The sequence below is a fragment of the Paenibacillus sp. YSY-4.3 genome (assembly GCF_054767475.1).
Genome location: NZ_BAABMC010000001.1, coordinates 674,722 through 694,219, shown reverse-complemented (window position 1 = coordinate 694,219; position 19,498 = coordinate 674,722). Strand labels below are relative to the sequence as shown.

Annotated in this window: 14 protein-coding genes, 1 pseudogene and 1 other annotated feature; of the genes and pseudogenes, 1 reads left to right on the top strand and 14 read right to left on the bottom strand. The window is 48.1% G+C overall.

The window, feature by feature from the left end; all coding sequences use genetic code 11:
- Positions 1–26: 26 nt before the first annotated feature.
- The 9 genes from ACYUJT_RS03160 to ACYUJT_RS03120 all read right to left on the bottom strand — a co-directional run bounded on the left by ACYUJT_RS03160 (position 27) and on the right by ACYUJT_RS03120 (position 12,475).
- Entirely contained in the window at positions 27–1,046 is a 1,020-nt protein-coding gene (locus ACYUJT_RS03160; RefSeq protein ID WP_460318766.1) for a protein-glutamate methylesterase/protein-glutamine glutaminase, read from the bottom strand.
- 20 nt (positions 1,047–1,066) lie between these two features.
- Positions 1,067–1,882 (bottom strand): CheR family methyltransferase, encoded by an 816-nt coding sequence (locus ACYUJT_RS03155; protein ID WP_460318765.1) that lies wholly within the window; start codon positions 1,880–1,882, stop codon positions 1,067–1,069.
- A gap of 16 nt (positions 1,883–1,898) precedes the next feature.
- Positions 1,899–3,725 carry a methyl-accepting chemotaxis protein gene (locus tag ACYUJT_RS03150; RefSeq protein WP_460318762.1) on the bottom strand — a complete coding sequence of 609 codons (1,827 nt, stop codon included), beginning with the start codon at positions 3,723–3,725 and terminating at the stop codon, positions 1,899–1,901.
- Positions 3,682–4,179: a chemotaxis protein CheW gene (locus ACYUJT_RS03145; protein WP_460318761.1), complete on the bottom strand. Its 498-nt coding sequence runs from the start codon at positions 4,177–4,179 to the stop codon at positions 3,682–3,684. Before ACYUJT_RS03145 ends, ACYUJT_RS03150 begins: the two co-directional genes overlap by 44 nt.
- Before the next feature lie 72 nt (positions 4,180–4,251).
- Positions 4,252–6,345, bottom strand: coding sequence for a chemotaxis protein CheW (locus ACYUJT_RS03140; protein WP_460318760.1), 2,094 nt, complete (start codon positions 6,343–6,345; stop codon positions 4,252–4,254).
- A gap of 496 nt (positions 6,346–6,841) precedes the next feature.
- Positions 6,842–7,927 carry a Gfo/Idh/MocA family protein gene (locus ACYUJT_RS03135; RefSeq protein WP_460318759.1) on the bottom strand — a complete coding sequence of 362 codons (1,086 nt, stop codon included), beginning with the start codon at positions 7,925–7,927 and terminating at the stop codon, positions 6,842–6,844.
- A complete protein-coding gene (locus ACYUJT_RS03130) occupies positions 7,924–9,078 on the bottom strand; it encodes a Gfo/Idh/MocA family protein (RefSeq protein WP_460319749.1) in 1,155 nt (384 codons plus the stop codon). The genes ACYUJT_RS03135 and ACYUJT_RS03130 overlap by 4 nt, the downstream gene beginning before the upstream one ends.
- Before the next feature lie 289 nt (positions 9,079–9,367).
- On the bottom strand, positions 9,368–10,087 hold the full coding sequence (locus ACYUJT_RS03125; protein WP_460318758.1) for a DUF981 family protein: 720 nt from the start codon (positions 10,085–10,087) through the stop codon (positions 9,368–9,370).
- Positions 10,088–10,198: 111 nt separating this feature from the next.
- Positions 10,199–12,475: a tetratricopeptide repeat protein gene (locus ACYUJT_RS03120; RefSeq protein ID WP_460318757.1), complete on the bottom strand. Its 2,277-nt coding sequence runs from the start codon at positions 12,473–12,475 to the stop codon at positions 10,199–10,201.
- Between the two features lie 312 nt (positions 12,476–12,787).
- Between ACYUJT_RS03120 and ACYUJT_RS03115 the strand changes: the two genes are divergently transcribed.
- Positions 12,788–13,435 (top strand): transcriptional regulator, encoded by a 648-nt coding sequence (locus tag ACYUJT_RS03115; protein WP_460318756.1) that lies wholly within the window; start codon positions 12,788–12,790, stop codon positions 13,433–13,435.
- Between the two features lie 645 nt (positions 13,436–14,080).
- On the opposite strand, the gene rbsK is transcribed toward ACYUJT_RS03115, so the two are convergent.
- From rbsK to ACYUJT_RS03090, 5 genes and pseudogenes are all read right to left on the bottom strand, one after another.
- The gene (gene rbsK, locus ACYUJT_RS03110) at positions 14,081–14,998 is read right to left on the bottom strand and encodes a ribokinase (RefSeq protein WP_460318755.1); all 918 of its coding nucleotides are present in this window, start codon (positions 14,996–14,998) and stop codon (positions 14,081–14,083) included.
- Positions 14,999–15,176: 178 nt separating this feature from the next.
- Entirely contained in the window at positions 15,177–16,709 is a 1,533-nt protein-coding gene (locus tag ACYUJT_RS03105) for a 2-isopropylmalate synthase (protein WP_460318753.1), read from the bottom strand.
- 93 nt (positions 16,710–16,802) lie between these two features.
- Positions 16,803–17,031: a binding site (T-box leader), on the bottom strand.
- A gap of 105 nt (positions 17,032–17,136) precedes the next feature.
- Positions 17,137–17,652 carry a hypothetical protein gene (locus ACYUJT_RS03100; RefSeq protein WP_330163281.1) on the bottom strand — a complete coding sequence of 172 codons (516 nt, stop codon included), beginning with the start codon at positions 17,650–17,652 and terminating at the stop codon, positions 17,137–17,139.
- Positions 17,629–18,531: pseudogene (locus ACYUJT_RS03095) on the bottom strand (endo-1,4-beta-xylanase); the annotation flags it as partial. The gene ACYUJT_RS03100 and the pseudogene ACYUJT_RS03095, both read right to left, overlap by 24 nt.
- 286 nt (positions 18,532–18,817) lie before the next feature.
- Positions 18,818–19,375, bottom strand: a complete 558-nt coding sequence (locus ACYUJT_RS03090; protein ID WP_460318752.1) for a DUF1697 domain-containing protein — start codon at positions 19,373–19,375, stop codon at positions 18,818–18,820.
- Positions 19,376–19,498 lie beyond the last annotated feature (123 nt).

Genomic DNA, 19,498 nt, shown 5'->3' with positions numbered 1-19,498 from the left:
TTGCTCAATCCATAATTCCAATCCGATTATAGCATGGTGTCGATCAGGCGGGGAATGCTCTTTAAAGCAGCCTGCTTCTCAACAGCGCCCAGCTCGTAAGCCGCCCGGGGCATTCCGTATACGACAGAGGAATCCTCGTCCTGCCCGATCGTCCGCGCTCCTTTCCTGCGCATAGCGAGCATGCCTCTCGCCCCGTCATATCCCATACCAGTCAAAATCACGCCAAGCGCCTCCTTGCCTGCTTCCTTGGCGACGGATTCGAACAACACGTCTACAGAGGGACAATGGCCGCTCACCTTTTCCCCTTGAGAACAAACGACCTGATAATCGCTGCCAAATTTCTTGATCCTAATATGGCGGTCGCCTGGTGCCATCAACACCCTCCCAGGCCCGATGATATCGCCTGTCTCCGCCTCCTTGACCGTCCATGAGGTGAACCGGTTCAACCGCTCTGCAAACATCGCGGAGAACACCGGTGGGATATGCTGGACAATGACAAGCCCGGGATACCGCTCCGGCTGCATCATCTTCAGCAAATTATGTATGGCCTCCGTCCCCCCCGTAGAGGCGCCGATAGCAATCAGCTTCTTGTCTGTATTCTTCTTCTCCGAATATGGAGCAGGTTCGATGCCCGGAATGGAGGGACTAACAACCGTTGCCTTGACAGCGATATGGATTTTCTGAATCAATTCCTCCACGAACGGCTCGATCCTGCCGAGGGCGTTCATGTCCGGCTTGGTCATGAAATCCACCGCCCCTACGCTCATCGCTTCAAACACGGCCTGGCTCACCGCGCTGACAATGACGACGGGCAGCGGGTGCTGAGGCAGAAGACGGCGCAGAAATTCAATCCCGTTCATCCTCGGCATCTCCACATCGCAGACCATCACATCCGGGTCGTATCTGATGATTTTATCCCTGGCGTCAAAGGGATCGGTCGCAGTCGCCACCACTTCCAGAGCCGGGTCAGTGCAGATTCCTTTGCTTATAAAAGTGCGAAACAGCAAAGAGTCATCGACGACCAATACTTTAACCCTGCTTTTCATACGCATTCCACTGCTTTCCCTTAATTCTTGCGGAACACCGCAGGCATAACATAATTGAATCGGCTCCGCGTTTTGTCAATCGTCTCCGAATGTCCGATAAACAAGTACCCTCCCGGCTCAAGCCAATCATAGAAACGCTGAATGAGCTCCGTCTTTGTACGGTTATCGAAATAGATCATGACATTTCTGCAAAAAATCACATGAAACTTCTTGCGAAAAGGAAATCGGAGCGACATCAAATTAAACCGCCTGAAAATAATTTCCTTGCGGATGCCTTCAGCGATTTGAACCCGATCCTCGTCCATCTTCGCAAAGTAAGTGCTCCTCCAATGTTTGGGCAGAGTCTCGATCATTCCTTTTTCGTAAATGCCCTCTCTCGCCAGACCGAGCACCTTGTCCGATATGTCGGTGGCCAACAGCTTCGTATCCCATTCCTTCTTGCTCAAGCCGAAGTATTCGTCCATCAGCATAGCGAGGCAGTAGGGCTCCTCCCCTGTTGAGCATCCGGCGCTCCATATGCGCAGATCCTTGCTGGCCACCGTCTGTTTTAAATACGGCAAGATATGACTTTTGAAATAATGGAAATGATTCGCTTCCCGCATAAAAAAGGTATGGTTGGTCGTGATTTTATTGATCAGCGTCCCCATCGCGGTTCCGCTCTGATCCGAGACCAGGTACTCATAATAATCGGTAAAATTATCAAGGCCAAGCTGCAGAAGAACCTGGTGGAGCCTGCCGAGCACCAGCATTTTTTTCTCCGGTTTCAAATGAATGCCGCTATTTGAATGAATATAAGAGGCGAGCTGCACAAATTCTTTATCCGTTATCGTAAACATTGGTTTTCATGCATCCTCAATATTTGCCAAAGTCGTGATCCGACAGCATAATTTTACGAGGCCCGGTTCCGGATGCTGCATAGACGCTTTCTTCGGCAGATGCCTGCATTCTTTTCTTCTCCGACATCGAATCCAGCAGCTTCATCACTTCTGGATTCAGCTGCCCGTTCTCCCGGTAAGCTGACAAAGATTGGCTTTTGATCTTGAATCTGCCGACCTGCTCTCTAAGCAACTCTGCCTGATCCGATAGTTCTTCGCTCGCAGCCGCGCTCTCTTCCGAAGTCGCCGAGTTTGCCTGCACGACCTGCGACACCTGAACCAAGCCTAAATTGATCTGATTTACGCCAGAGGCCTGTTCGTTAGAGGCTACGGCAATCTCGTTCACCAATTCGGCTACCTTCGCCACATCTTCTACGATATGCTGCAGGGCTGATGCCGTTTCGTTAGCGATTTTCGTGCCGTCCTGCACCTTGCGGATGGAGCCTTCGATCATTTCCGTCGTCTCCTTCGCTGCATTTGCCGAACGGGCCGCCAAATTCCGTACCTCCTCGGCAACGACCGCGAAGCCTTTGCCGTGCTGTCCTGCCCGTGCCGCCTCAACGGCAGCATTAAGCGCCAGGATGTTCGTCTGAAAGGCAATTTCATCGATGACCTTAATGATTTTGGAGATGCTCTCAGAAGCTTTGTTAATGTCATCCATCGCGCCTAACATTTCCTTCATCTGCGTATTGCCTTGGACGGCATTGTCCTTTGCTGTCTCAACCAGCGTATTGGCCTCTGTCGCATTATCGGCATTCTGCTTCGTCTGTGCAGCGATTTCCTCTAGCGAGGCCGTTAGTTGCTCCACGGAGCTCGCCTGTTCTGTAGCCCCTTGAGATAAAGACATGCTTGTCTCGGATACCTGGCGCGAACCGGAGGAGACTTGTTCTGCCGCCGTATTAATATTAGACAGCACATCGTTCATGTTATGCACCATGATTCTGAACGCTTCGGACAGCGCTCCGATCTCATCCTTCGCATGCACCTGTACCGTGACATCCAGGTTGCCGCCCGCAACCTGCTCGGCCGCCTGCTTCACTTCGAAGATTGGGCGCGTAATCAATCTTGTAATGATGAAAGCAATCAACAGCGACAGCAATACGGCTGCAGCAGAACCCGCGATAATCGACGTTTTTGTCATCGATTCTATTCTATCGACTTCCTGGCTGCGTTCTAGCAAGAGTTTTGACTCCATGCCCGAGCTCTCCGCAATAATAGACCTGAATTCGTCAAAGGCTGCTTTGCCCTTCGCAGCTTGCTCTGCTTTAACGATATCGTCCATCGAACCTAACCCATTAGCCACGTTGCGTCTTTGCTGAATGCTGTTCTCGGCGATTTGCACCCATTCCTGATGCACGGTTTGGATTTTGTTCATCAACTCCTGCTGATACGGATTATCCGCAGTCAGCTCCTTTACGTGATTAAAGCTCTGTTCAAAGTTGGCTTTGCCGCTTACATAAGGTTCAAGAGAACTTTCATTCCCCGTCAGCGCAAATCCGCGCTGCCCGGTCTCCATGTTGACCATGCTGTCCAGGACAGTTTGCAACCCCATTAGCACTTCATAAGTATGTTCGTTCCAATCCATTGCTTTGCTAGTTTTGCTGAAGTTCTGGTAGCTGATCACGGATAATGTCACCAAAACGACCAAAACAGCCATGAATCCGATGTTCAACTTTTTTCCAATGCTTAAATTTCGAAATGCTCTAACCAGGGGAACCACTTCCTCTCCGTTGTCTATGATTTCATCCTGTATTGCCGGATTATGGCTGGACGATCTCAGCCAAACCCTCAAACTCCTGCTCATGAAGCAGCTTCTCGCAGTCCAGAACCAGCTTAACGTCCTGCCCGACTTTGCCGATAGCCTTTATGAATTTAGATGTCGATTTATGAAACTCAGGCGGCGGAATCATCTCCTCCTCCGGAATGAACAATACCTCCGACACGCTATCCACGATAAGTCCAATGGAAATGTCCCTAATATCGACCACAATGACGCAGGTACGATCCGTGTAGTCACGAAAGCTCTTCTTGAAGCGAAGCCTCACGTCCATCACCGGAATGATCTTGCCTCGCAAATTAATAATTCCCCGTAAATAGTCAGGCATTTCCGGGACTACGGTAATTCTCTGAATCCCGATAATTTCCGTGACATACTTGATTTCGATGCCGTAAAACTCCTCTCCCAATTGAAAGGTCAGAAATTTACCTGTCTGCGTGTCCTCGATTTCGATATCCTCCTGCTGCATCTGACTCGACATGCTATACTTCCTCCTCTCTTGGGTAACCTAACTTAGTCGCAAAATAAAAAACAAAATGCGTCGCTGCCTCGCCTAGTTGCCGTTCAACAAGCCCTGAACGTCCAGGATCAGGCTGATGTTTCCGTCACCCAGCAGCGTGCATCCGGATACGCCTTCAATTTGCGCCAAATTATTAATATAAGGCGGCAGCGCCTTAACCACCACCTGCTGCTGGCCGATCAATTCATCCGCAAATATGCAAATCTGCCGATCATTCTGCTCGACCATGATGAGTATCCCTTGCGTCAATCCGGTGACCTCGGTCTGAACCCCGAAGCGCTGATGCAGCCTTACGATGGAATAACATTGCCCGCGCACCATAATCATTTCTCCACCCTCCGGATCGGTGATAATATCGCTGGCCTTCGGGCGGAAGGATTCCTTGATTGCCGTAGTCGGCAGCGTATAACGCGACTCACCTACTCTGACGTTCATGCCGTCGATAATGGCCAGCGTCAGCGGTATTTTGATCGTAATCGCGGTGCCTTCATGCAGGGCGCTGTCGACGGTGACGATCCCGCCAACGGATTCGATATTTTTGGTAACGACGTCCATCCCGACTCCTCGGCCGCTAAACTCCGTAATCTGATCTTTCGTCGAAAATCCCGGCAGGAATATAAGGCTGTAAATTTCTTTATCCGTCATTTCGCTCTCATTCTTCACGAGCAAATTGTTCTGCCTGGCCCGCTGCAGCAGCTTCTCTTTATCCAATCCCCGGCCGTCATCCTTGATCCGGATCAGCACCTCGCCACCAGCGTGACTCGCTTCAAGCGTCAATGTTCCATACGCTGGCTTCCCTCTCCGTGTCCGATCTTCACCGCTCTCTAATCCATGATCGATCGCATTGCGCACCATGTGCATAATCGGGTCGGCAATATGATCAATAATGTTCTTGTCTACCTCAGTGTCCTCTCCTACAAGATTCAACCGCACATCCTTCCCCAGCTTCTTGCCCATATCTCGAACGATACGATGCATCCGCTGAAACGTGCCAGATAAAGGAATCATCCGAATCGACATAACCATATCCTGCATTTCCGACGTAATTTTACGAAGATGGCGCGAAGCCTTCTGAAACTGCTCCAGTTCCAGACCAAGTCCTTGCAAATCAGGGTTTTGCGTGACCATCGCTTCGGCGATCACGAGCTCGCCAACTAAATCCATAAGCTCATCGAGCTTGGCAATATGTACGCTGATAAAGCTTGACTGCTGGGAGGATGCATTCCGCCTCGTTTCCCCCTGCGCCTTCAGTATTACTTCTTTCTGTGGAAGCACGGGAGATTCGAGCTCATGATGCTCCCTGGCAAGTTCAGGTGTAAATTCGCCGGCAGCCTGAACATTCAAGTCAGACTGTTCTTCAAGCACAAAGCTCCGAACATAACTGATCTGATGAAGAAGCTGGTAAATCTGGTCGTACGTCTTGTCCGTCTGGAACGACAAACGCAGACCTTCGCGGCGGATTTGCTCCACCGCCTTCTCATCTTCCAGCAAATCCTCCGGAACATGAGAAATCATTTTCAGCTCATTCTGCAGATTGGTTACAGCTTGGTATGCGCGAAGGTTCTCCATCTCACAGCCTTCATCGTAGCGGAGAACAGCCGTATACTGCTTGGAATGCTCGCTTTCAAGCAATGGCCCTGATTTCTCTTGCTCCGTGACGGGCAGCCAGTCAGGAACGCTTACGTTAGTGCCGCTGGCTGCATTGCCTGCCCCGTATGACTGTTTCATTTCCTCCAGCAATGCCCTTAATTGCTCAATCAAAAATGAAGCATCGCCGTCTGCCGGGTCGCCGTTTTTGATTTTCAGCATCTCCACCTTCATGAAATCGATGCTGCCCAGCATCAGCTCAGAAACGGCGGAATCATCAGCAAGCTGAAGCTGCCTTTCCCGAATAAACGAAAAAAGATCCTCCGTTACATGCGCCAAGGTCGAAATGTTGTGAAACTCCATCATGGTAGATGAGCCTTTAATCGTGTGCATGATCCGAAAAATCTCATTAACTACGCCTAAGCCGTAATCCTTTGTTTGCTCGCAATCGAGAATGGTCTGCTCAAGCTGTTCCAGCAAGGTGGATGTTTCGAAGATGAACATCTCAAGAAGCGTATCGATTGACGAAAAATCTGACATGCGGAACGATCACCTTCTATCTCATATGGAATAATGGGCAATTAGTCCTCTTTTACTAGGTATTTTATCATGTTACATGCAAAAACGGAACGAGAATATGTCGAATTATGATTTATTTTAATTTATTTTGTCGAATTATGTCGGTCAGTCCAAATTAAGCCTAATTGTTCAAGTTTGGAGGTACAGGTTTATGTTAGGGGATTTGTGGATGATGATGATGATGATGATGATGACAGCCAATTCACCGAGCGTTCCGGCCTGAGCGCCAAGACACTGCGGTTACCGAGCAGTTCACGATTATGCACAACAACGTTATTTGTTAATGCTGCCGGTCATTTATTATCAAGATATTTAGAAAGGATGAGTTCGAATATGTCCAAGCCTACCCAAGACTGTGCATTCTACGACCCCGAAGGTAGAGAGTTCGGAATGCTCGAGTTCTAAAAAAAAGTCAGCCCAACGCATTGGATCGAATATCGTTGGGCTGTATCATTTATTACCGATCCTGCGCCCAGCGCTGTCTCGTTGATGTAACGGTCTCCCCGGTCTGAATCGCCTTCTCGATCAACATGCCCAAATAATGATCCTGCGACGCTTCCGCAAGACTATAAAACTCGGGACCGCCTTGGATATACTCAGCCATACGCTGCAAACAGCGGGCGATCGCGATTTCATCATCGTATAGCCTCGCCGGGGTAAACGGATTGTCGTAGAGCCATTGATCGCCGAACAGAATGCCCTGCAGGAAATATCCCTCCTGATTTTCGAGTTCCCCTTTGTTTATTCGTTTTAACTCCATTTGCAGCGGTATCGTCGATTCCTGCTGGATCAGAATGCGGCTGTCGAAAATTTCTCCGCGCTCCCCGCGAACGGAAAGATGGTTCGAGCGGACCCAAGAACGATGCTGGTCCTTCGTAAAATCATAAATGCCCAGCCGATCCCCGAAATCAAGCCACGCTAAATCCCGCTGCAAAGGAATCATCGCATCTTCCGTCGGCGGGCCCTGGCGCGTCGGGCCTTGCACCCATTCGGATTGGAAGCGCATGCCTCTGATTTTGACCTCTTCGAAAGTGATCCCTAGCATTTTGCGGATCAAGCTGACCCCATGATAAAGCTGGGAGATGGAAACGGTCGTTTCCGTAATTCTTCCCAGCCTTCCGGAATGAATGAGGGCGAGCCGCGCTTCTTCGATAGGGTGAAAATGATATTGCTCCGCTACCTGAACGCGTGCGCCCGTTGCCGTTAGCCGGTCATGCAGCACCTCAAGGCCCTCCAGATCAGGTGCCGGTGGGGTCTCCATTAGTGCTGGTATTCCCGCCTCAGCCAGCTTGAACAAATACTCCATCCCTGCTGATCCGCTGACCGAGACGACGATAAAATCGGGACTTTCGCTCTTCAGCAGCTGTTCAAGCGAACGATAAGACGTCACGCCCCACTGTTCCTCCATTGCTCTAGCTTTGGACTCGTTCCTGACGACCATGCCGCTGACCCGAAAACGCTCTGGCAAAGCCTCCGCAATGCGCAAAAAATACTGGGCCCGAAAGCCCGCTCCGCCAATAATGCTGAATTTAACTGGCTTCATCTCGTTTTCCCCCCGGCTTCTTGATTTTCATTTGCATTCGATGCTGGCTTCGTTTTGGCATAAAAACGTGGAGCACGAGCCAACAAGCCTTCCCGCGTATAAAAGGGGTTGTCTTTCGTCAAAGGCAGGCTAACGGACTGCTTTGTGATGGATGCCTCATAAATGGCCGTAATTAGCTCCAGTACATTTCTTCCTGCCTGCCCATCGATGAGTACCTGACGCGAGCCACTCTCGATGGCCGTCATAATATCATCGATTTGCCCTTCAAAGCCGCTATGCACCAGCGGCTCAACCCCATCCCGATAATCTTTGATTTCCGTCTCCAATGCGGGGTTCCGCTCAGGAAACCCATTGTCTTTCGGCGTCGAAGCGTACACTTTCCAAGGTGAAGAAATACGGGCACGCTCACCCTGAAATACCATCTGGCGCTCCTCCCCATGATGGATGACCGAACTCGTAATTTGCGCCAAGCTCCCATCCGCATAAGAAAGGATCGCAATGGATATATCCTCTACCTCCGAATTGCGGTGCGAGGTGTTGCTCATGACGGCCTGAACGCTTTGCGGCATCCCCATCATCCACAGCAGCATGTCCATATGATGGACGCCATGGTTGAGCGTGCAGCCGCCCCCCTCCTGCTCCCAGGTTCCGCGCCACCATAGATCGTAATAACTCTCGCCGCGCCAGTGATACGAATCGACTTGGGCGTGAACGATTTTCCCCAGCAAACCGGAATTAAGTGTGTGCTTCAGCTTCCAATTGGGATCATAGAATCTGTTCTGCCCAACAACGGATAGAATGCAGCCTGATTCAGCTGCGGCGGCAAGCATTTGATCGCATTCCTCAAGCGACATCGCCATCGGCTTCTCGACGAGTACATGCTTTCCAGCCCGCAGCAAATCGCTGGCAATCTCGGCATGCGTTTGAGGAGGAGTACAAATCGCCACCAGGTCGATATCCTCATCTTGAAGCAGTTCTTTATAATCCTGCACAATTTTGCACTCGAACTGGAACTTGTCCCGAAGCAAAATGGCTTTATCTTCATGACGATTGACTAAGGCAACCACTTTGCAGCGCTCCGAAAAAGAGGCAAAAGCGGCCGCATGAGAATGTGCTATAGACCCTGTACCGACAATAGCTATGCGTATTATGACGGTTCACTCCCCGATGACAATAAGATAGCGCTTCCATTTGGTAACTGGCGAGCGCTTCGAAAAAATCTTCCATATCCTATATTAGCAATTCACACGGCTTGTTGGTATAAGAACAATGCACAATTTATTTTTAAATCCTCCAAAATAAAATAAGACCACCCCAACCCTGGAGCGGCCGGATCTTGTTCAGCTTACGGCGTTAAGCCAAGGAACAAGACTAAAGCTGCAACCATAATCGGTTGCAGCCTCGCAGTCATTCGCTCTGTTACTGACAGTGCGGCTTTACTTACATCGTGTTAATGATTAGCCCGATATGCGTAAAGTAATTCAGCGCTCCGAACAAGACGAAGAGTATTCCCGTTACTCTCCAGCACAAACCCATAATACGGGTGACCACTGGATTTCGAGTGGCCAGGGAAAATGGCAGGAGGATCGCCCCAATGCCGGTAATGGCATATAGCGCGGATATAAAAGAAGCTTCCAGCATCGGATAATTCGCAAAGCGTCCGGATATCGGCTCCTCGGGCGGCGCGGCGAACAGCTGATAATATACGCCGGCAATAGCTATGGATATAAGCGCAAGCCCCATAGCGGCAGCAAAATAGGACAGAGGCCGAATCATCTCGATCAGTTGCGAAGCCAGCACTCCAGATTGCTTTTTGGCTTCCTTGTCGCTTTGCTCCGACTTATGATGGAGATTCGATCTGCGCCAAATCAGAATAGCTCCGCCCAGCAGCATGACGCCGAACGCCAATGTAGGCTCACCAAATATGATGTCATCGAACGGAAACCCGATTTTTGACAAAGGCCAGGTAAGCGTCATCGCCCCGCCCGTCAAGGTTAATATAAAACCGGGAATGGCGAAGCCAATAGACCAGCCTTCGAGGCTAATTTTATCTCCGCGGGTGACATGCTGGCTGAAGCGGACTAGCATCAGCAGCGCGATTCCTGTTGCTACGGACATGATGGTGTTGTACACCTGTGTATGTGACCAATCGATATGCATGTAGTGCCCCCCGTATACGTATAATCCGCGCGTTACGTCCATTTATTCCCATAAAATAACGCAGCATACTATACGGGTGAGATCAAACTTTATTTATGTAGCTAAGCAAAATTATCTTGTAAGGATGAATTTCAATATAAATAAGATCGCAAGTATAAGAAGCCCGTAGTTGACTGAACTTCGCTGACCCTGGCTTCCTTCAGGACTTTGACTGTATTCGATTAACTCACGCTCTGAATAAATTGATTTTGATGTGGTACGGTCTCTTTCTTCAATTTCAGAAATAGCGTGTAAAGCTTGGTTACGGATCATATAATCTCCCATGTCACTTGAAAGGGTCATATCGAGCACAAATCTAAAGCTGGCCAGAGCCTGCTCGCGCTGTCCTCGGGCAACATAGCAATGTCCCAGCAAAATTCTTGTTTCAAGATGTTCAGGCCACATTTCTATGATGAATTCACACTCCAACTCGGCTAGTTCAAGTTGCCCGCTGTAGTAGTAACACTGAGCCCGTAAGTAATGACTTTCGATTTCATCCGGCCGCAGCTGCAATTCTTTTGTCAGTACATTTACCGCCGGGCTATACTGTGATGTTCTATAGTAATACTCACCAAGCAGGCGAAGCAAGTCAGGATCATCATTAAATAATTGAAGGGCATGCTTCAAAGCTTGTCCTGCTTCCTCAAGCTTGTTCTCTTTAAGCGACCGGTAACCATGCTCACGATGCTGCAAAAACTCATCTATATTAATATTATCTGCCTGAAGCAAGAATTCGTAATTTAATCCGTCTTCGTTGAGTTGTTCCATATAATATTCTTTAAAAGAAACTGGAATCTCCACGATATGAAGCTCCAAAGATTCCTTAAATACCTCTTCCCAGTGAAAGCAATCCTCCAGCAGCCTCCATATTGCTGATGGAAGATATCTATAGGTTTGCACGAGTTCAAGCATAGCCCTGCTGAGATTCGCCCTACGTACGGTGTCCCAGACAATATCCGAGTTCAGCAGCTTCAGCCACAGCTCAGGATTGATCCGCGAAGGAAAATGTTGATATAAAGCTGCCGCTTGCTCGATAAACTGCTGAACTGGATCGATTTCGCGTTGATGAATATCATAATTATGTAAATTAACATTGAACGGCAAAATCGGAATAATGATCCCTTCCGGAATTTTGTCATTATTATGACCATTATTGAATGTTTGCTCCTCAGCTTCGTTACGCGCTACTGGATATTCAATTTCAAAAATAGCATACAAAGCTTGTTTGCGAAGTTTATAATTTGCTTTATTATTTGGATCAGTCATATTGAGGACAGATCTAAAGATGGCTAGTGCTTGCCTGAGTTGTCCGCAGGCATTATAGCATTGACCCAGTAAAATTCTTACTTCTAGATGTTCGGGCCACATCTTTAGGATGAACTCACATTCCAGTATGGCTAGTTCAAATTGTTTGCTGTAGTAGTAACTCTGCGCCCGTTTGTAATAGCTAGAGACATCATCCGGCAGTAGCTGCAATATCTTTGTCAGTACATCCACCGCAAGACCATATTGCGATATTCTAAAGTAATACTCACCAAGCAGCCGAAGCAGGTCAGGATCATCGTAAAATATTTGAAGGGCAGCCCTCAAGGAATGTCCAGCTTCCTTCAGCTTGTTTTCTCTAAGCGATTGATGAGCATGCTCTCGATACTGCAAAAATTCATCGAAATTGATATTTTCCGCCCGAAGCAAAAATTCGTAATTTAATCCGTCCTCGTTGAGCTGTTCCAGATAATATTCTTGAAAAGCACCTGGGATCATTATAATATGAGGCTCCAGAGATTCCCGTATTTCCTCTTTCCAATGGAAAAAGTCTTCCAGCAGCCTCCATATCGCTGATGGAAAAAACCTATGGCTTTGTACAAAATCGAGCATTGCCCTGTTTAGACTCCGCTTATATGTGGTGTCCCAGGCAACATCTGAGTTCAACAATTGGAGCCACAGCTCAGGATTGATGCGCGAAGGAAAATGTTGATATAGATCTGCCGCTTGCTCGATGAACTGCTGAACTGGGTCGATTTCGCGTTGAAGAATAGCATAATTATGTAAAAAAACTTCATCGTATGTTTCGACTTCCGGGCTGACCCAGTCATCGGCATGATCGGAGCTGTGTTCATATGGTGTTTCTGTTTCTGTTTCTGCTTCTGCTTCTGCTTCTGCTCCTGCTTCTGCCTCTCTACTTACCTGCTCCTTGACGAATTTCAGCGCCCTGTCATAAGCCTCGCGAAGAGCTTGATAGCCTTCGGCATCCTCTTCTGGGTGGTAGACTTGCAGCATTTTCGCATAGGCGCGTTTTATGGTTTTTAGATCATGGGTCGGCTCAATGTCCAGTCTCTCCCAGATTGTCATGGTTTCGTTAGTCCGCCTTTCAAATAGACTCTTTGGAATTCACTTATTGCAAAACGTATATTCCTTTTATCGGATTAAAAGTAAATTTTTCAAACCCTGGAATCAGGATACCTGAATAGCTTGCTGACCAAGACAGTTTCATTCTATACTTACCTTAGACGAAATTAATTTCAATATGGAATCGGTCATGGAGCACATGCCGCTTTGATACAAATATCCCTTTCTTGCCAAAAGAAGGAGATGCTTGATCGGAGCGGCTTTTTTTTGGTTCTAGCTGTTGCTGATTCAAAATAATGAAAGGGTGGGCAGCCAATGCAGCGTTTTGAAGAAGAATACGACAAATGGATGCAGAAGCACATTTCGGAGGAAAAGAACCATCGGCGACTAGAGCTGCTTGAAAAAGGACTCGGACATGGGACGGTGGCGTTTTTGAGGTCAGTTTGGTTTCCTGCGGCCGGTAATTTAAACAACTTGTATCCCGAATGGGAGGTACGCGATTTCCATAGCGGATATCGCTATTTGGATTTGGCATACATGCCTGGAGATGCGAAAGGCGGAATTGAAATTCAGGGATATGGGCCTCACGCCAGGGATTTGGATGTTAGAAGATTCAAGGATCTTTGCCGAAGGCATTGTTTGCTTGCACTGGATGGTTGGGTTTTTCTACCGATTGCCTATTTGTCCATCCAGGACGAACCCGAGGAATGCCAGCAGCTCGTTCTATCCTTTATTGGAAAGTTTATTTCCACGGAAGTCCCTTCTCATTTATCTTGGCTTGAAGCTGAAACGATGCGCTTTGCCCGCCGGCTGCTGCGCCCTTTTACTCCTATCGAACTTGCCCATCATTTGCGAATCAGCGATCGCCATGCCAGACGGATTCTCCATAGGCTACTTGACATGAGCATCCTAAGCATAGCTAGCGGAAAGCAGCGAGGACGGAGTTATAAGCTTAGGTTGTAAATGCAGGAGCGGTATTTGAACCGTGTTAACGTATTTCGTGTGATAATGCTTGGCGTGTGCGGTGTCCTAGTGTGTCATTGCTTCTTCGAAAGATCATTTTGGTTACTTAACTAAATTGTTTGATTAAGCTATCGGACAGCAGATCCTCTATTTTACATTTTTACCCGTTTTTTTGAGGCTAACGGACATTGGATCCGCTATTGACCTATATACAGTGTAATTCTAGACGAATTATGCTTAATAGCGGAACTACGGTCCGTTAGCTTCAGATTTTGCGGCTTTTTAACAAAATAGCGGAACCAGGGTCCGTTAAGATTTGCTTCACACCAAATTACTTCGCATCGTATCGAACCACATCAGATCGCTTCACATCGCATCTTTTCGCATCTTTTCGCATCACACCTCATGTCGGTTCATACCACATCATTTCACGTTCTATTCCACATGCCGCTTCACACTGCATCTTTTCACGTCATATCCCCATCCCACCACACCACTTCACTTACATCACTTACATCACTTACATCACTTACATCACTTACATCACTTACATCACTTACACCCTCTCGCATCAATATAGTCGCTGGACTCGCACCATTTCTCGCATTATAGTTCAAACGTAATCCATTAAGTTACCTGCTCCTCCTACATTATAACGTCGACCTCTCTCCGCTCTGGAATCGATGTCTGTGCGCCCGCCTTGGTCACGACAATAGACGATACTTTTGTAGCGAAGGAAATGGCCTCTTGCACGCTCTTCCCCTCGGACAAGCTGGCGGCAAAGGCTGCCACAAATGAGTCGCCGGCCGCCGTTGTGTCCACGGCTTTCACCACTCTTGCCGGAACATGAACCGTCTCATTCACATCCACATACAGGGATCCATTGCTGCCGAGCGTAACGATGAGGCTGTCCACTCCTTTAGCAAGCAGGACTTTGGCTGCGTCCTCAGCGGACGCTATAGAATCTACGGTCTGTCCGCTAAGCTTCTGCAGCTCGGTCTCGTTGGGAATCAAATAATCCAATTTACCAAGCACCTCATCAGGAATTGAATCTGGTGCAGGCGCCGGATTCAATATAATGGTTTTACCATGCTTTCTCGCTAAATCAACAGCCTCGTAAACCGCCTCATGGGGAATTTCCATTTGCAAAATAACGATATCCGCTTCCTTAATTAATTTCTCATGCGCTAACACGTAATCCTTATCGCAAAGATCGTTCGCACCGGACAGCACAACAATGCTGTTATCCCCCTCGTCATTAACTTGAATGGCGGCGAGCCCCGAGGATGCCGCAGGTTCAAGATCGATATGATCGGTATTGACGCCAGCCTGCCTAAGGTTATCAATGAGCGGTCCACCAAATTCATCCCCTCCGACCTTGCCCAACATGGAGACGTCTGCCCCTAGTTTTGCAGCGGTCACCGCTTGGTTGGCTCCCTTGCCGCCAGGTACCCGTTCGACAGAGCTGCCAAGCAAGGTTTCCCCGACCTGCGGAATGTACGGAACTCGAAGCACCAAGTCCATATTAATGCTGCCTATTACTAAAATTTTGTTTGCTTCCATAGATTACACTCCTCAATTGCATTACCTTGATACCTACTAACCTCAATCCTAAACTAATCCTACTTTATCCTAATTTTCTCTCCGATACCAGTTGATTGAACCGGGCAATGACAACCAATAACAATAAGGTGGAAGCCATAATGAGCCTCCACCTTTATTCGTTTTCACTGATTTAGCTTCATGGAATTGACTTCTCGAGCAGAACTGCGTTAATGCCATTTAAGAAGGCAATCCCGCTGGCTTTGATGATATCCTTATCCATCGCGCGGCCAGAGTATATTTTGCCTTCATATTGAATTCGAATGTTAACCCGGCCAACGGCTTCCTTTCCTCGAGACAAGCTGTTGATCTTGTAATCCTCAAGCTGTACATCCAGGCCGGCCAGAGATCTGATGACGCTATACAGAGCATCAATCGGGCCATCTCCTACAGCACTTCCTTTTAGAGATTCCGAGCCTTTCTTCATCTCGACGATGGCCGTAGGATACAAATCATTCGTGATCACTTGGAAAGAGACGAGCTCATAAAGATACTTGTTATGATCATCAATTGCCCGGTGATTTGTAACCAGATAGAACACGTCGTGATCATATACCTCCTTTTTGGCATCGGCCAGCTGCAAAAACTTCTGGAAGAGCTGCTCGAAATCCGTATCATTTCCCGTGTCGAAACCCAGTTTCTCGACCGTATTCTTAAAGGCGTGCCTACCGGAACGGGCCGTCAGAACCAATTCCATGCTGTCCGCTCCAACCTCCTCCGGCGACATGACTTCATAAACCTGCTTATCCTTCAGCAAGCCGTCCTGGTGAATACCGGAGGAATGCGCGAAAGCATTTTCGCCCGTAATCGCCTTATTCACCTGCACATCCAGTCCCGTCAAATGGCTTACCAGTCTAGAGGTTTGAAGCAGTTCCTTCGTTCTGACATCGGTATGACACTGATAGAAATTCTCTCTTACCTTAAGCGCCATAACGACCTCCTCCAGCGAAGCATTACCCGCCCGCTCACCGAGTCCGTTAATAGTGCATTCGATTTTCTCAGCTCCGTTCTTGATTGCAGCAAGCGTATTGGCCGTAGCCAGCCCAAGGTCATTATGGCAGTGTACGCTTAGAAGGACTCGGTCATCCAAGTTTTTAAGCCGTTCCTGGATTTTGCGAATCATCTCGCCAAATTCCTCGGGTACCGCATAACCGACCGTATCGGGCACATTAATCATAGTTGCGCCTGCCTTTACGACAGCTTCGATCGTCGTCCACAAATATTCGAAGTCGGATCTCGATGCATCTTCGGTAGAATACTGCACATGGGAAAGCAGAGTTTTGGCGTATTTCACCGCATCAACCCCCATTTGAAGCACCGCTTCCTTTGAACGGCTGAATTTCTTCTCTACATGAATGTTCGACGTACCCAGTACAATGTGAATCAGCGGGTCTTGCGCCAATTTTATACTTTCGTATACGGCATCTATATCGCTCTTAACGGCCCTGGCCAGCGCCGTGATGGATACGCTATCCCCGACGCTTCTGGCAATTTCCTGCACGGCCTGAAAATCCCCCTCTGACGATGCTGGAAAGCCGGCTTCAATGATATCGACATTCAGACGCTTGAGCTGCTGTGCTGTCTCGATCTTTTGCTGCATGTTTAGTTTTGCGCCTGGAACCTGCTCCCCGTCACGGAGAGTCGTATCCAGTACGATGATTTTTCGACTCATGGATGGTTTCCTCCTAAGGTAAATTATAAATATATATGTGAAGCAGGGTTGGCTAAACCCGGAATTTAACCAACAAAAAACCCCGTCTCTATGTATAGAGACGAGGTTTAACCCGCGGTACCACTCTAATTCATTTCCTGTGAAATGAGCTCATTCGATGGCTAACACCATCTATCCCTGTAACGGTGGAATTCCGGCTGGCCCTACATGTCAGGCAGCTGTTCATAGACGAGTTCGAATTGAATGACGCTGCCGTTTCCCACCAGCCAACGGCTCTCTGCAAGGTCATTTCACTTCTACTATTTCTATTCATCACATTTAAGTTTGAAGTTATTGGATATTATATGCCCGGACTTTCTCATTGTCAACCAGCTCTAACGTGAAAAACTTGCTTCACAAATTACTCGGAGTATAATAACTCGAACCATTAATTCCACAAATATACGTTATCCACATATACGGAGGTTTGGCCGGACGCATTGCTTGCACCGATGAATTGAACGCCATATTCCTTAATATTGGCCTTGTCTACGCCGGATAAATTCAAGGTCAGATCGGTTTGGCCGCCGGCGCTGATTGTTTTCCAGCCGCTGTCTGCCCAGGCATAGTTGTTGCCATATTTCACATACAGCTTCACGCCTAATCCGGAGCCGTAATTACCGGAATTAGCGCCTTTTACTGTTGCTCTAAGCTGGTTGTAGCCGGTGAAATCTGCGTTGCCGCTCTTGAACATATAATGCCCGCTGCCGCTGGACATGTTAATCGTCGACTTCAGCGATCTTGTATCCTTCGAGCTCCAATCGGCTGAGGAAGATGGTCCGGATACGACGTTGCTGGCGGACCATCCATCCGTACCCGATTCAAAGTTTGCATAGGCGCCCGAACCCGTGCCTGTTCCTGGCTGGCCTCCTCCTCCGCCTAAATACTGCTTCAGCCATTGCATGGCTGGCCGCTCGGCACCGGAGCTGGTCACCAGATGCGTATTCGACGCCCAGGTCTGTCCTTGAATATATCCCCACAAGGTTATGCCTTTAACGGATGGGTGCTCCCACAGTACAGGAAACTTCTGTTGGTATCTCTGTAATTGAGTATTATCATCGCCCGTAATATCCAGCTCGGATACATAAATCGGAAGACCCGTCGACGCTAACGTATTCAGGACGCTGTTCATCGTGCTAACCGATACGTTATCCATGTTGAAGTAATGACACTGGATCCCAATGCCGTCAACCAGCCCTCTGGCTTTGAGCAAATTGATAATTTGCACATATTGGGCGGCTGCGTTAGGATCACTAATGATTCCATAATCATTGATCAGCAATTTAGAGTTAGGGAAGGCTTGTCTTGCCTGCTGGAAAGACCAGATGACCCAATCCCAGCCTGTGGCTCCATCCCCGCCGATGGCGTTTCTATACGAAGGCTTAGCATGCAGCGGTTCGTTCACGACATCGACAAATTCTGAGTTTCCATATCTCTGGCCGGCAGCTTGAATCCACTGGGTCACCTCTGCCTTTTGCTCAGAGGCGGAGAGGCCGCTAATCCAGGATGGCTCTTGACTTCCCCAGACCAAAGTGTGGAATTTAAAAGGAAACCCGCGACTCTTCGCATAGTTGTACGCCGTATCGGCCGCACTCCAGTTCATGCTGTTGCGCGTCGATTCCACCGCACCCCATTTCGTTGAATTCTCAGGCGTAACCTGATCCCAATACGTAGCAAAATTAGAAGGAACACTGTTTGCAATGATGTTGCCCAAAAACTTGCTGCCGTTAGCTATACCAGCGTGGGCATCTTTAACCAATGCTGGAGAGAATAAGGAAGCCATAAATACAATTGATGTTAGCCAAACCGTCAATTTCGATCTTGTCTTTAACACTAAATTACCTCCTTTTCAGCTTTCTTTTGCGCGGTTCCTCTTGTTCTAGAAACGGCATCACCTCCGGCTGCAAAAAGGCAGGCTTATTAAGCGCTTACAATTTCCATATTATATAATTTATAGAAATTTAGATATACTATAAATTAAAGATTTTACCATAAAAATTACAGTTTTTCCTAAAAAAATAACCTAGGCTACTCCGCCTAGGTTATGTGAGCGTAGAAGATGCAATATTTTATTCCATCGCGCCCGCTAAATCAATGAGCTTGTTCAACGTTTTGAAGTTGCGAACCGTCGCGGGAACGCCTAGCTTATCCAGTCTACTGGACAGCTTTGAATTCCGCGAGCTATTGCTGTACAGCAAATAGATTTCCTTGCCTAGTATGACGTATTTATCTTCACCAAAATCAGCAGCTTGCAGCTTCTCTACCTGCCCGGCAGGCAATTCCTCCTGCAAAATAGAGACGTACAGACTCTCGCCAACGGATGATTGGGCCGCTTTGGCAAGCTCCTCTTCAGTGAAGGGGCAGCGCGCTGCAATGCTCCGCAGTTCCAGAGCCGTCCTCAGTATAACGCTTACTGAAATGCCAAATGCAGATTCGCTCTCCTGTTCGATCCGCTTGCGCAGTACGGATTGCTCTTCACTCGATTCGAACAAGACGTTTCCGCTCTGAATGTAGGTTTGCACTCGCTCAAAACCTAGTTCCTCTTCAAATACGCGCCTGAGCTCCGCCATTTTGATAATATTTTTGCCTCCTACGTTTATCCCTCGCAGCAGAGCAATATATACCATGTTCCGTCACCGCCTTGTCCCATTCTAAGCGAAATTATAACATAGGGAATCATCGTTAATAAACCTGACATTCACCCTTCGGCTTCATAATATCCAAGCATTCTCCCATATAAATAATTGAAG